The 14779-nt window shown below is 37.6% G+C and carries 10 protein-coding genes and 1 pseudogene; all 11 read left to right on the top strand.

Annotated features, from left to right (window positions below; genetic code table 11):
* Window positions 1-71: 71 nt before the first annotated feature.
* The 11 genes and pseudogenes from MAQA_RS08380 (at window position 72) to MAQA_RS16150 (ending at window position 14770) form a co-directional block, all read left to right on the top strand.
* Window positions 72-872 carry a glycosyltransferase family 2 protein gene (locus MAQA_RS08380; RefSeq protein ID WP_036073077.1) on the top strand — a complete coding sequence of 267 codons (801 nt, stop codon included), beginning with the start codon at window positions 72-74 and terminating at the stop codon, window positions 870-872.
* Window positions 863-2866: a CDP-glycerol glycerophosphotransferase family protein gene (locus MAQA_RS08375; protein ID WP_036073073.1), complete on the top strand. Its 2004-nt coding sequence runs from the start codon at window positions 863-865 to the stop codon at window positions 2864-2866. Before MAQA_RS08380 ends, MAQA_RS08375 begins: the two co-directional genes overlap by 10 nt.
* Before the next feature lie 263 nt (window positions 2867-3129).
* Window positions 3130-4473, top strand: coding sequence for an RNA polymerase factor sigma-54 (gene rpoN, locus MAQA_RS08370; protein WP_036073072.1), 1344 nt, complete (start codon window positions 3130-3132; stop codon window positions 4471-4473).
* Between the two features lie 401 nt (window positions 4474-4874).
* Window positions 4875-5922: pseudogene (locus tag MAQA_RS08365) on the top strand (sugar-binding transcriptional regulator).
* 37 nt (window positions 5923-5959) lie between these two features.
* Entirely contained in the window at window positions 5960-6970 is a 1011-nt protein-coding gene (gap, locus tag MAQA_RS08360) for a type I glyceraldehyde-3-phosphate dehydrogenase (protein WP_036073070.1), read from the top strand.
* A 111-nt stretch (window positions 6971-7081) separates the two neighbouring features.
* On the top strand, window positions 7082-8272 hold the full coding sequence (locus tag MAQA_RS08355) for a phosphoglycerate kinase (protein WP_036073067.1): 1191 nt from the start codon (window positions 7082-7084) through the stop codon (window positions 8270-8272).
* A 29-nt stretch (window positions 8273-8301) separates the two neighbouring features.
* Window positions 8302-9057: a triose-phosphate isomerase gene (tpiA, locus tag MAQA_RS08350; protein WP_036073065.1), complete on the top strand. Its 756-nt coding sequence runs from the start codon at window positions 8302-8304 to the stop codon at window positions 9055-9057.
* On the top strand, window positions 9058-10590 hold the full coding sequence (gpmI, locus tag MAQA_RS08345) for a 2,3-bisphosphoglycerate-independent phosphoglycerate mutase (RefSeq protein ID WP_036073061.1): 1533 nt from the start codon (window positions 9058-9060) through the stop codon (window positions 10588-10590). It abuts the gene before it with no gap.
* Between the two features lie 308 nt (window positions 10591-10898).
* Window positions 10899-12191, top strand: coding sequence for a phosphopyruvate hydratase (eno, locus tag MAQA_RS08340; protein ID WP_036073060.1), 1293 nt, complete (start codon window positions 10899-10901; stop codon window positions 12189-12191).
* Between the two features lie 418 nt (window positions 12192-12609).
* Complete coding sequence (locus MAQA_RS08330; RefSeq protein WP_052008543.1) at window positions 12610-14562, top strand: glycosyltransferase family 39 protein; 1953 nt, start codon at window positions 12610-12612, stop codon at window positions 14560-14562.
* 85 nt (window positions 14563-14647) lie between these two features.
* Complete coding sequence (locus tag MAQA_RS16150) at window positions 14648-14770, top strand: hypothetical protein (RefSeq protein WP_277619959.1); 123 nt, start codon at window positions 14648-14650, stop codon at window positions 14768-14770.
* The last annotated feature ends 9 nt before the right edge of the window (window positions 14771-14779 follow it).

Here is a 14779-nt window from a genome sequence, read left to right as displayed (position 1 = left end):
ATGTATGTGGATGTCAGATGGTTTGTGAATAATTTTTTAACAACTGAGAAAAACAAAAAGGAGAGAAAAATGTGGAGAAGGAAATCACGATAATTGTCCCTGTGTATAATGTTGAAAAATACATTTCCTCTTGTGTTGAATCTTTAGCTAACCAGTCAATTTATGAGAACCTAGAGATTATTTTAATTGATGATCATTCTGAAGATAAAAGTTACGATATTTGTGTAAAGGCGAGCAAGAATTATCCGAATATCCATGTTTATAAAAACAAAGGAAAAGGAGTTGCTGCTGCTCGGAACATGGGAATTCAACTAACAGTGACCCCATTTCTTATGTTTGTGGATTCTGATGATCAACTATATCCTTACACATGTTTCAAAATGTTGAACTTTATCAATAAACATTCATTGAACATTGTAATGGGGGATATTGAGATGTTTCCGGCTCAAACCCCAAATTATGTGTGGAAAAGTCTATTTGGTTCTGGAGATTATATCCTTGACCTTGGAACAAACGGTACGAAAGCTATTCATTGTCCTTCCCCATGTAATAAATTATTTCGAACGGAGTGGCTAAAAAATCAGCAGTTTTCTTTTCCTGAAGGTATGACTTTTGAAGATGCTTTTGCAATTATTCCTTTAATGTTAAAGGCCAAGAAAATAGGTCTGATAGATAAGGTGGTTTACAGATATAGAAAAAGAGAGGAGTCCTCTTCGATCATGGATCAATTATTTCTTAACCCGCAAAATTTCTTGGATCATTTAACTGTAAATGAGCATTTATTAGAAATTCAAGTAGCGACACCTAAAATGAAAGAAGAAATTTGTCAATTTGTCGCAAGAACATATAATGGCTTTTTTAAATGCTTTTGAAAGAAACTTTAGTCAGTTCACGGAAAAGCAAAAAAAAAGAATTATTTAATCGCTTGACCACTCTGTATCAACAGGTTCCTTTTCCTCTTATCTCATCATTCATTACAACCAAGAATAAATGGCTATATTATAGCCTTTATGAAGAAGATTGGGAAACTTTTAAGGCTGGATACTTTACAACAGAGTTTCTACGTGTGAAAAACCAGAAAATTATGATTCCAATAAGAAGAACGAGAGTAACTGCAAAGCTAGAAAGCAATCCTTTCTCTATTTGGATTGATTTTATTGAAAACAAAGACACTGCTCTTCGCCTCATTGGAGAGATCGTTTTACCACATGTACATTTTGATAAATTGAAAAATCAGCTGGATCTGGTACTGAAAATTGATGAGAAAGAAGTTTTAATCGAAGCAAAAACCTTTCCTCGTTATGATAGTTTGCACACTGTTGGAAAGGAAGCTGTACTAGGTGTGTTTTTTGATCTACCTCATGAAATTCTTATGAAGTTGAATAAAAATAACATTTCATCATTATCTTATCGATTAAAAGATGAGAGTACTTCGGAAACTGTCACGTTACCTCTGCGTTTTTCAGGCATGATTGGAAAATTTCAAGGGGTTTATCCAGCTGCAAAAGGGAGTTTTCGTTTAGTTTGGGAAAAAGAGCATAAGCAGTTACTTATATATGCGACAACAGTACGGGATTCCTTTAAATATCAATTTAACAAAATTTTCAAAGGAAGAAAGCTGCGAGTTGGTGGAAAACTTCGCTTAGCCTATTGGTTGACTAAGCCATATTTTTTCTTTCGAAAAAACATTGTGCTTATAGGGGAACGGGGAGATACGTTTCAAGATAATGCAGCGCACTTTTTTAAATATGCGGCTTCTCAAGATAAGCACCATTATTATATTGGGCAAGCAGGTAGCCCTGGTTATGAGCAAGCGGCACTTTATGGAAAAGTTATCAAAAAGGATTCCATTAAGCATTATTTATATTTGTTGAATGCCTGTCAACTTGTTAACGCTTATGATATTGATGCTTATATGAAACCAACTAACTATACAAAAGAAGCCTACTATAATATTTTTGGCGATCTGATAAATTATCAAAGAATTTTCATCCAACATGGCATTACGTACAATGATGTTTACTACCCACTCTCAAAATATAAGACAAATTATGCAAAAGTACTAATTTCAAATCATTATGAGAAGGAACGCTTTATGCGTAAAGGAAACTATCAAGAATCGGATTTACTAGCTGCGGGCTTATCTCGCTTTGATAAACTTCTGGAACCAAACGACAAGAAGGACGAGAAGAAAACTATTCTTATTATGCCAACATGGCGAGTAGGCTTAGCTGGGAAATCTTACCTTCAGCATTCTGAAGAAACTGCATCTACAATGAATACTTTTAAACAATCTGCGTATTTTCGATTTTTCAACACATTAATTAATGATCCGAAATTCCTACGTTTTTTAAAACAACATCAACTTCAATGCAAATTTTATTTACATTATGAATTTCAAGGTTTTTTGGAATGCTTTGATAGGAACGAACAAATTCAATTTGTCCAAAAAGAGCCTATACAAAAATTGTTGAAGCAAAGTGATTTGTTGATTACAGATTATTCGAGTGTGTTTTTTGACTTTTTATATATGAAGAAGCCAGTTATTTTCACACAATTTGATCAGAGTGATTTCTTCGCAACGCATTATAAAAGAGATTATATTGATTTTCAAAGTATTTTTATTGGGGATGTTGCTTTTGATCAGAATGAAGTTTTGATGGCACTAGAAAGCTTAGCAAAACGCAATTTTGAAAGTAAAGTAGATCACCAACAAATTCATCGTGAGTTTTTCACTTATTGTTCCGAAAATAATCGATCTGCACTTTGGTATATGCTCGACCAAGTGATAGGAGTTCGTGCTAAATCTTCAAAGAAAAAAATAGATAATGAAGAAGTTCCGCAAAGAAAAGTGATGTCCGAATAATTGTCTAGAGGGAAGGGAGTATGTAAGTTAATTTACATCGTATGCTGTTACTAAAAGAAAATTGATTATGAACTCTCAATAAACCACTTACCACGCTAAATAACAAGACCCTCTAAGCAGAAAGAGGGTCTTTTATAATGGAAGAAGAAAAATCCTTTCGTTTCAAAAAAGCATTACAAAAAAGAAGTGAGGGTGATATAATGGAGCAAAGGTAAATTTGTAATTTGCCGCTAAGGGGAATTTGGAAACGGGAGGGATATTTTGTGAGGCTTGAATCGAGTTTTGTCCAAAAACAGGCGCAAAAGCAGACGATGAAACTGGCAATGACACAGCAATTGTCGCAGTCGATTGCAATGCTTCAATTCACTGCCGCAGACCTTACCGCGTTTTTAGAAGAAAAAGCGCTTGAAAATCCTTTAATTGAAGTAACATCGGGCGCAGATATTGCAACCGATTATTCTTATAAAAAACGTAAAAATACAGCACAAGCGGGGAATGATTTTCTTGAACAAGTGGTGAGCCGCTCTGAAACACTTTCAGAACACTTGCAAGACCAGATCATGCTTCTTGACTTATCACAAACTGAAAAGAAAATAGCTCTCTATTTAATTGAAAGTTTATCGCCGTCGGGTTATTTGACGATTGACTTGAAAACGGTTGCTCATAATTTAAAGCGAGAAGAAACAGAGATTTTTCAAGTGCTCCAAGTGCTTCAAAGTCTAGAACCAGCCGGTGTAGCTGCGCGGAATTTACAGGAATGTATTTTGCTGCAAATTGATAGATCAAGTGATGCACCCTATATTGCGTATGATCTGCTTAATGAGTATTTTGAGGATTTTGCAAATAAAAAATGGAAAAATATTGCGAAAGCCTTTGATGTGGAGTTGTCAGACATTCAAGAAGTTGCAGATTATGTGCGGACATTGCAGCCAAAGCCAGGGTCCGAATTTGAAACAGAAACGGTTCAGTATGTAGTTCCAGATTTGATTTTGCAACAAGAAGGTAGAGAATTGATCGTTTCTATAGCAAAAAACTTCTTGCCACAAATTCGATTCCAGGAACAATACTATAAACAATTGAACGATAACAACGAAAAAGAAGTATCCGAATTTCTAAAACAAAAAACAGGGGAATATGATTGGCTGAAAAAAGGGATGGAACAGCGCGAGGATACGCTTGAACGAGTAGGAAAAGCGATTGTTCGACATCAACAAGACCATTTTACAGATTCCCAAAAGCCACTTATTCCGCTCACCTTAAAAGAAATTGCTGAAGAAATAGGCGTACATGAATCAACCGTTTCGCGTGCTGTAAATGGAAAATATCTTGAAACAGCAAATGGAGTTTTTGAATTAAAATCTTTCTTTTCCTCAGCTTTACCAAAGAAAAATGATGATTCAGAAGATGCTGGTGGTGTTTCTAGCACGAGCATTAAAGAATGGATTAATGAGTACATTGAACAAGAAGACAAGAAAAAGCCGTTATCTGATCAAAAAATTGTTGAACTACTAGAAGGAAAGAATATCGAAATTTCTAGAAGGGCAGTGGCTAAATATCGATTAGAGCTTTCCATCCCTTCTTCATCTAAACGTAAGCGGTTTGATTAAATTAGTCATTAAAAGTCTCTTTTAGAGGCTTTTTTTTGTCCTTTTATTGAACCGGGATTTCAAATGAAAAACTTTTAAAAAGAAATTAAGATACTCTGAACAAGATGAGGCATAAAGAGATTGTAAATTTTCTATTGTTTTTATATAAATTCCCTACTTATTACTTGAAGTATTTGCTCCTGCCTGTTACAATGTTTTCGTAGGGTAATGAAAGAGAATGAATAACTTTATAAGGCTACAAACAAAAGCGAAAAAAGGTTTCAAATGGGAAGTCTCATTTAAATAATCCGATCCATATTTTGAATTGGGATAACCTTTACCGCTACTTTTTTTTAATTCTGATGGGACGTTTCGTGACTATGTGGGTCTATGATTGTCCAGATCGACGAGGAGTAATAACTATGTCAGATTTAATAAGCATTCAAAAAAAAATTATTACCCGATGTGCTGGCCGTTATGCAAAAACGCTATCAGATTTTGCGCTCCATTTATTTTGCAGAACCTGTTGGTAGACGGACGTTAGCTGGAATGCTTGGCATGAGCGAGCGAGTTCTTCGCGGCGAAGTTGAGTTTTTGAAAACACAAGGATTGATCGATATCAGGTCATCTGGAATGACAGTCACCGAAGAAGGGCTTGTTGTTTTTCGCGATTTAGAAAGCGCGATGAATCAGCTCTCGGGATTACATTCAATCGAAAATCAGCTTTCGGAAGTCCTAAACATTCAAAAGTGTTTAGTCGTTCAAGGTGACAGCGATGTTACACCTTGGGTTCGTGAAGAAATGGGACGAGTTGCCGTCAAACAACTTGATTTGGCGCTAACTAAAAAACGAAACATCATCGCGATTATGGGTGGCTCTACAATGGCTGCTTTTGCCGACACGATGCCGAGTGATTTTGCCAAAGGGCGAGAATTACTGTTTGTTCCTGGACGGGGCGGGATCGGAGAGGATTTGGATAATCAAGCCAATACGATTTGCGACCGAATAGCAACAAAAACAGGAACGAAACATGGGGTGCTTTATGTCCCAGAACAACTCGGTGAAGAAGCCTACCGTTCTCTTTTAAAAGAACCTGCGATCCAAGAAGGTTTACGCCTTGTACAATCTGCTAATGCAATCGTTCATGGAGTGGGCGATGCGCTAACGATGGCGAAAAGACGCCATACTAGTGAAGAAGTGATCCAGAAAATCACTGAGCGAAAAGCAGTGGGCGAAGCTTTCGGTTACTACTTCAATGAACAAGGGGAAGTTGTTCATAAAGTATCAACTTTCGGCTTGCAGTTTGAAGATTTAGCAAAAATTCCACACATCATTGCGATTGCTGGTGGCTCATCAAAGGCCAAAGCAATCAAATCCTACATGAAGAGTGCTCCGAAAAACACGATTCTCGTGACTGATGAAGGAGCAGCAAATATGCTTTTAAAAGGGAGTAATACCCTTTTGAAATAAAAAATTTCACTTATTTTTCTAAGGAGGAAAATGACTTATGACAGTTAAAGTTGGTATTAATGGTTTTGGACGTATTGGACGTTTAGCATTTCGTCGTATCCAAGAAGTAGAAGGAATCGAAGTAGTTGCGATCAATGATTTAACAGATGCTAAAATGTTAGCTCATCTTTTAAAATATGATACAACGCAAGGTAGATTCGACGGTGACGTTGAAGTACATGATGGTTTCTTCAAAGTAAATGGTAAAGAAGTAAAAGTTCTTGCTAACCGTAACCCTGAAGAACTTCCTTGGGGCGATCTAGGTGTTGAAATCGTTCTTGAATGTACTGGTTTCTTCACAACTCAAGAAAAAGCTGAACTTCACCTTAAAGCTGGTGCTAAAAAAGTTGTTATCTCTGCACCTGCAACTGGTAACATGAAAACAATCGTTTACAATGTTAACCATGAAACACTTGACGGAACTGAAACAGTTATTTCTGGTGCAAGTTGTACAACAAACTGCTTAGCTCCAATGGCTAAAGCTCTAGATGAAAAATTTGGTATCGTTGAAGGTCTTATGACTACAATCCACGCTTACACTGGTGACCAAATGACTCTTGATGGTCCACACCCTAAAGGTGACTTCCGTCGTGCTCGTGCAGCAGCTGAAAACATTGTTCCTAACTCCACTGGTGCTGCTAAAGCAATTGGTGAAGTACTTCCAAGCCTTAAAGGTAAATTGGATGGAGCTGCTCAACGTGTTCCAGTTCCAACTGGTTCATTAACTGAACTTGTAACAGTTCTTGACAAAACAGTTTCTGTTGAAGATGTAAACAAAGCAATGAAAGATGCAAGCGATCCTGATACATTTGGTTACACAGCTGATCAAATCGTTTCTTCTGACATTAAAGGTATGACTTACGGTTCACTATTTGACGAAACTCAAACAAAAGTAATGACTGTTGGCGACAAACAACTTGTTAAAACAGTTTCTTGGTACGATAACGAAATGAGCTACACTGCTCAACTAGTTCGTACACTTGAATACTTCGCTAAAATTGCTAAATAATTTAAGTAGGAACTAAATAGTTTTAACCGAATAAGCGGAGACAAAGAAGTTTGTTTCCGCTTGTTTGTTAAAATGACTTAAAAATCTTTTAAGTAACGGAGGAAATGTGAAATGGCTAAAAAAGTAATCACTGATTTAGACTTGAATGACAAAAAAGTTCTTGTCCGCGTTGACTTTAATGTTCCGATGCAAGATGGCAAAATTACAAACGATAACCGTATTGTTGCTGCCCTTCCAACGATCAAGTACATTATTGAAAATCATGGGAAAGCAATTCTATTTTCCCACCTTGGAAAAGTGAAAACCGAAGAAGATAAAAAAGACAAAACTCTTCGCCCAGTCGCTGAACGTTTAAGCGAATTACTAGGCAAAGCAGTGAAATTTGTTCCTGTGACTCGTGGTCCAGAACTTGAAAATGCAATCAATGAAATGAAAGACGGCGACGTCCTTCTATTTGAAAATACACGTTTTGAAGATATTGATGGTAAAAAAGAAAGTGGAAATGATCCAGAACTTGGTAAATACTGGGCTAGCCTTGGCGACGTATTTGTAAACGATGCTTTTGGTACGGCTCATCGTGCTCACGCATCCAATGTTGGGATTGCTTCCCATCTTGACACAGCTGCTGGTTTCTTAATGGAAAAAGAAATCAAATTTATTGGTGGCGTTGTTGAAAACCCAGATCGTCCATTTGTTGCCATTCTTGGTGGTGCAAAAGTTTCTGATAAAATCGGTGTTATTGAAAACTTGCTAAAGGTTGCCGATAAGTTACTAATTGGCGGCGGTATGGCTTATACTTTCATGAAAGCAAAAGGCTATGAAGTTGGGATTTCACTTCTTGAAGAAGATAAAGTGGATCTTGCAAAAAGCCTAATGGAAAAAGCTGGCGACAAGCTAGTGCTTCCAATTGATACAGTTGTTGCAAAAGAATTCAGTAATGACGTGCCTTTCCATACTGTTGCATCAGATGAAATTCCTGCTGATGAAGAAGGTCTTGATATTGGTGAGAAAACTATTGAACTCTTCACAAAAGAACTTCAAGGTGCGAAAACTGTTGTTTGGAACGGACCAATGGGCGTATTTGAAATGAGCAATTTCGCGAAGGGAACAATTGGTGTTTGCGAAGCGATTGCAAACTTGAAAGATGCGACAACAATCATCGGTGGTGGCGACTCTGCAGCAGCAGCAATGCAACTTGGTTATGCGGATAAATTCACGCATATCTCAACTGGTGGCGGAGCTTCACTAGAGTACTTAGAAGGAAAAGAACTTCCTGGCGTTTCAGCCATTAGTGATAAATAATAAAAATAAAGTGCGAAAGGATGTTTTTCATGCGTAAACCAATTATTGCAGGAAACTGGAAGATGAACAAAACGGCCGCAAAAGCAGCTGAATTTGTTGAAGAAGTAAAAGGTAAAGTTCCTGGAAGAGAAGCTGTAGACTCTGTAATTGCTTCTCCAGCACTTTTCTTACGTGACTTAACTCGTCTTACTGAAGGTACAAATTTGCAAATTTCAGCGCAAAATTGTTACTTCGAAGATGAAGGTGCATTCACCGGAGAAACAAGTCCATTTGCTCTTGCTGATCTTGGTGTTTCTTATGTTGTAATCGGCCACTCTGAACGTCGTGAGTATTTCCATGAAACAGACGAAGACATCAATAAAAAAGCACATGCTATTTTAAAACATGGCATGTTACCAATCATTTGCTGCGGCGAAACTTTAGAGCAAAGAGAAGCTGGACAAACAAATGACTGGGTAAGTGGTCAAATTAAAGCTGCACTTAAAGGCTTGACTGAAGAGCAAGTATCTAAATCCATTATTGCTTATGAACCAATCTGGGCAATTGGAACAGGTAAATCTTCAACAAGCAAAGATGCAAATGAAACTTGTGCTGTGATTCGTAAAACTGTTGCGGAAGCTGTTTCTGAAAAAGCAGCGGAAGCAGTTCGTATTCAATACGGCGGCAGTGTTAAACCTGAAAATATTGCAGAATACATGGCTGAATCGGATATCGATGGAGCTCTTGTAGGAGGCGCAAGCTTAGAACCTAAATCGTTCTTGGCATTATTGGAGGCAGTAAAATAAATGAGTAAATCTCCTGTAGCAATTATTATTTTGGATGGATTTGGTAAACGAGATGAAACAGTTGGTAATGCTGTTGCACAAGCAAAAAAACCAAATTTCGATAAATATTGGGCTGAATTTCCGCATAGTACGCTAAAAGCTTCTGGACTTGACGTTGGTCTTCCAGATGGTCAAATGGGGAACTCGGAAGTAGGACACACTAATATCGGAGCTGGACGCATTGTTTATCAAAGTTTAACTAGAATCGATAAAGCGATCGAAGAAGGCGAATTCCAAGAGAATAAAGCTCTTAATAACGCATTTAGCCACACAAAAGAAAACAATTCTGATTTACATTTGTTTGGTCTTTTATCTGATGGTGGTGTGCATAGCCATATCAATCATTTAACGGCTTTACTTGAAACTGCAAAAGAAAAAGGTGTCAAAAACACTTATATTCATGCGTTTCTTGATGGTCGCGATGTGGCGCCACAATCAGCAATTGAGTATTTAGAACAACTTCAAGCGGAAATCGATAAGCTTGGTTATGGCCAAATTGCTACTGTTTCTGGACGTTTTTATGCGATGGATCGTGATAAACGTTGGGAACGTGTTGAAAAAGCATACAAAGCCATTGTTTACGGGGAAGGCGAAAAATTTGTAGATCCAGTCAAATTAGTTGAAACTTCTTATGAAAATGGGAAGAATGATGAATTTGTGGTTCCTGCAATTATTGAAAAAGATGGCAAACCAGTTGCTACTGTTAAAGACAATGATGCTGTTATTTTCTTCAACTTCCGTCCTGACCGTGCGATCCAGCTTTCTAACGCGTTTACGGATAAGGAATGGGAACATTTCGACCGTGGCGCGAAACATCCGAAAAATGTTAAATTCGTGACGATGACGCTTTATAATCCAAGTGTGGATGCTGAGGTTGCATTTGAACCGATTGAAATGAAAAATGTAATCGGGGAAGTTTTATCGAATGAAGGGCTATCACAACTTCGTATCGCCGAAACTGAAAAATATCCGCATGTTACCTTCTTTATGAATGGTGGTCGTAATGAAGAATTCCCAGGTGAAAATCGAATTTTGATCAATTCGCCAAAAGTGGAGACTTATGATTTGCAACCTGAAATGAGTGCGTATGAAGTTACGGATGCACTTGTTGCCGATATTCAAAATGATAAACATGATGCGATTATCTTGAATTTTGCTAACCCCGATATGGTTGGACACTCTGGGATGCTTGAACCGACAATCAAAGCGATTGAAGCGGTAGATGAAAATCTTGGACGTGTCGTTGACTTGATTCTTGAAAAAGGCGGTTCGGCTGTGATTTTCGCCGATCATGGTAACTCGGAAACAATGGTAACACCGGAAGGTAAACCACATACGGCTCATACTACGGTCCCTGTTCCTGTTATTGTAACGAAAAAAGGTGTTACTTTGCGTACGGATGGTCGTCTTGCGGATGTTGCACCAACTATGCTTGACCTTTTAGGGGTTCAAAAACCTGCTGAAATGACTGGCGAAAGCTTGATTGAGAAATAAACATAGTTTTTACTTTTGTTTTTTAGTAAACAAAGCTACAATAAAAATGTAATTAAATTGTGGGGATGAGTTTTGCGGTTTCCCAATATGTATGTTGAATTTTGCTTGTATGGTTTTTTGAGGGTTTGGATGCTAGCCTTTTATGGTCAGCTGTTCGTGAGAGCTTTTTAAGGATAGGAGCTCAGGCTGTTGTCTTAGTTCTTTGCTCATAAGAGCCTTTTAAGGATTACATGCTCGCTTTGCTCGCATGCATATTGGGGCTCTAATTCGCTTTGCTCATAAGAGCCCCAACAAAGGAGAGAATTTAAATGTCCATTATTACTGAAGTTTACGCACGTGAGGTCCTTGATTCCCGTGGTAACCCTACTATCGAAGTTGAAGTTTATACTGAAGCTGGTGCGTTTGGTCGCGCTCTTGTTCCTAGTGGTGCTTCTACTGGTGAATACGAAGCTGTTGAACTTCGTGACGGCGACAAATCTCGCTACCTTGGTAAAGGTGTCTTGAAGGCTGTCGAAAATGTTAACGATATTATTGCTGAAAAAATTATCGGTTTTGATGTAACGGATCAAATTGGTATTGATAAAGCTATGATTACTCTTGATGGTACTCCTAATAAAGGTAAATTAGGTGCGAATGCTATTCTTGGTGTTTCTCTTGCTGCTGCTCGTGCTGCTGCTGATGAACTTGGTGTTCATCTTTATGAATATATCGGCGGTACAAATGCAAAAGTTCTTCCTGTTCCTATGATGAATATCTTAAATGGTGGAGAACATGCTGATAATAATGTCGATATTCAAGAATTTATGGTTATGCCTGTAGGTGCTCCTAACTTTAAAGAAGCACTTCGTATGGGTGCTGAAATCGTTCATGCGCTTAAAGGTGTTCTTAAGAATAAAGGCCTTAACACTGGTGTTGGTGATGAAGGTGGATTTGCTCCTAACCTTGAATCGAATGAAGAAGCGATCGAAGCTATCATTGAAGCTATTGAAGCTGCTGGTTATAAATCAGGTGAACAAGTTAAGATTGCAATGGATGCTGCAAGCTCTGAATTCTATAACCGTGATTCTGGTAACTATGAACTTAAAGGGGAAGGCGTAACTCGTACTTCTGAAGAAATGGTTGCTTGGTACGAAGAAATGATCAATAAATACCCTATCATCTCGATCGAAGATGGATTGGATGAAAATGACTGGAAAGGTTTCAAACTTCTTACTGAACGTATTGGTAAAAAAGTTCAACTTGTTGGTGATGACTTGTTTGTTACTAATACTGAAAAACTTGAAAGAGGTATTGAAGAAGGTATCGCTAACTCAATCCTTATCAAAGTTAACCAAATCGGTACGCTTACTGAAACTCTAGATGCTATTGAAATGGCTAAAGAAGCTGGCTATACTGCAGTTGTCTCTCACCGTTCTGGTGAAACAGAAGATTCTACAATTGCTGATATCGCAGTTGCTACAAACGCTGGTCAAATCAAAACTGGTGCGCCAGTTCGTACTGACCGTGTTGCTAAATATAACCAATTGCTTCGTATCGAAGACAATCTTCAAGACCTTGCTCAATACCGCGGTCTTAAAGCTTTCTACAACTTGAAAAAATAAGCTTGTTTTGATAACTTATTCGCAAAAAACAGCTGTTTCTGAGAGGAAACGGCTGTTTTTTTTATGAGTTCGCTTTCCAAAAAGAGTAGTTTTTGCTAGAATAGATAGAGTTGTTGCAGATTTTCACTGCTTTTTATCTATCGAATGAATTTTTTATACATAAAAAAAGAAGAAAAGTGTTATTTGTAATTAGTAAGGAAGGATGTATCAAAAAAAATGTTTAGAAGAGTAATTGGCTATAGTTTTACATCTGCTTTCGTAATAGTTATTGCCTATTTAGCCTATCTAAGTATTGCTTATCCGTTTATGGAAGTTATTGGCAATTCTTTTAACTTGTTTCTCTTTGCTTTAGCGGCTATTTTTTTTGTTTATTGCCATTTTCAAAGGGTTTACATTGTTAAACCAAAAGGTAAATAGATTGATTTTTATTGCATTAGTCACGGTTGTTATCGTCTTCCAGCTGTTTTTAGCACTTACAATGAAGATGAATATGTACGTGGATAGTTTTGTTGTAAAGCAACAGGTGCTTACAATGCTCGCAAATGGCGGACATTTTCAAGATTATACATATTTCCAAACCTATTTAAATAATATTTTTGTTACAATCTTGCGTTATGGAATTTATAATTTTGGCTCGCATATTGGGATTGAGAATTTCTATTTGCTTGATAATCTTTGGGTTATGTTATCTATGCTCATTACCATTTTTTCCTTGGTTTATGTAGTAAAAGATTCACTGGGAATTCGAATGGCTAACTTATTCTTACTTGTGTTACTAACCTGTGTTTCACTTTTTACTTATACGCTTTATTTTTATACGGATACGATTGCTTTGCCATTTGTTTCGCTTATTATCTTAGTCTACTATCGGTATCTGAAGAAGGGAAGCTGGTGGTTGCTACTCGTGATTGGCTTGTTATTTGCCATAGGCTATCAAGCTAAACCAAATTTGATCATTTTACTTCCTGCTCTACTTATTCACGTTTGGCTTGCTAAAAACTACAAAAAGTTTTTACTGAGCCTTGCTTCTATTGGAATTATGTTTTTACTTGTCACCTCAGTTGCTATGCCCTTTTATTCGTTATTTGGTTTCGAAAAAAATGATCGTTACGAGGTTCCGCCGACACATTTTGTGATGATGGGGCTTTCTGAGCCTGCTGGTCGCTATAGTACCAATGAGTTTCAGTATACGTCGTCTTTTCATAGCAAAGAAGCTAAAAAAGAAGCAAATATAAAGGTGATTAAAGAGCGTTTGCAAAATTATTCAGCTAAGGAACTTTTGACACTTTATAACAACAAGTTAAAGAATACATGGACAGATGGTTCACGTGCCTATGCTTGGTATATTAATTCAACCAACGAGTTTACGCCAACATTCAATTATTTATTTGGCGATCGAAAAATTCTAATTTACACGTTTGCGCAGATTTTTCATATTATGAGTTTATTGTGTATCGCGATTGGTGCACTTCGCTTTTTCAAATGTAAGAAGTTCGATTTCGCATTTTTCTTAAATGTCACGCTCGTTGGTGTCATATTGTTCCACTTGATTTGGGAAGCAAACCAGCGCTATATTCTGTTATTCACACCGCTAATGCTTCTTTCAGCTCTTTATGGCATTAAATTCTTGGTAGAGCTCCTAGCGAATCGTACAACGAATAATTGGCGAACAAGTTTACATCGTCCGTTTCTTGTTGGAAGTGCTGTTGTTTTTGCTACTGCTATTGTCTGTTTTGGACTTCAATTCAATACGCTTGCGCAAGAAAAAAGGCCATTTCATGTTTATCAAGTGAAACAAGACTATGCATATCTAGGAACTCCCATTACATCAGACAGTGTTGTAGCGGAGACGTTTATCGCTAATGAACCTTTTGATCAGTTAACATTCAAAGTGATCCAAGAACCAGATGCGTCACGAGAATACCGAATTGCTCTTTATGATGACACGGGTGGAAAGAAACTACGACAGTTTGATATGAAGGGTAGCGAGTTTAATGCACCCACCCAAGTCATTAATCTACCCAAACCAGTTCAGGCCAATGGTGGACGTTATAAGCTGAAATTCACGGAAATTACAAAGGGAGATACTGGCCATGGACATGCGCTTAGTCTCGGCAGATATAATTCTAAGAATTTCTCGCTTTATCCGGCAGGCAAGCTTTATGTGAACGGCAAAGTTATGGAACACACGAATATTGGCTTTACGGTTAGTACGTTTCGGGAACAGCCTTTGATGAGTGTTGCGGCGTTTTGGATACTATTTACAGCGTTTACGAGTATTTTGATCGGTTTGTGGCTCTGCTTGCTAAAGGTTTCTCCAGCTGGGCGAATTTTCACCGGGCAGGAAGATGCGAAGGAAGGCTTATTTTAAAAGGAAGTTCTAGCTCGTCAAATTGACTTTGGCGGGCTTTTGATTTGGTGAAAGCTTCCTCTTTTTGGAAGAAGGAAGATTAGGTGTGAAGCCTCGTTTCGTGGTTCTTGTTAAAAGTGCAAAAAAAAGTCGGAATTTAGGTGTTGACAGGCGTCTTGGTTCGCGTTATGATATGGCTATTGCATTTGCGATTTTTTTCGCGGAATGATCTATTTTT

The organism is Listeria aquatica FSL S10-1188 (assembly GCF_000525795.1).
Lineage (GTDB): Bacteria > Bacillota > Bacilli > Lactobacillales > Listeriaceae > Listeria > Listeria aquatica.
The sequence above is the reverse complement of the archived record's forward strand: the minus strand, read 5'-3'. Positions and strand labels throughout refer to the sequence as shown.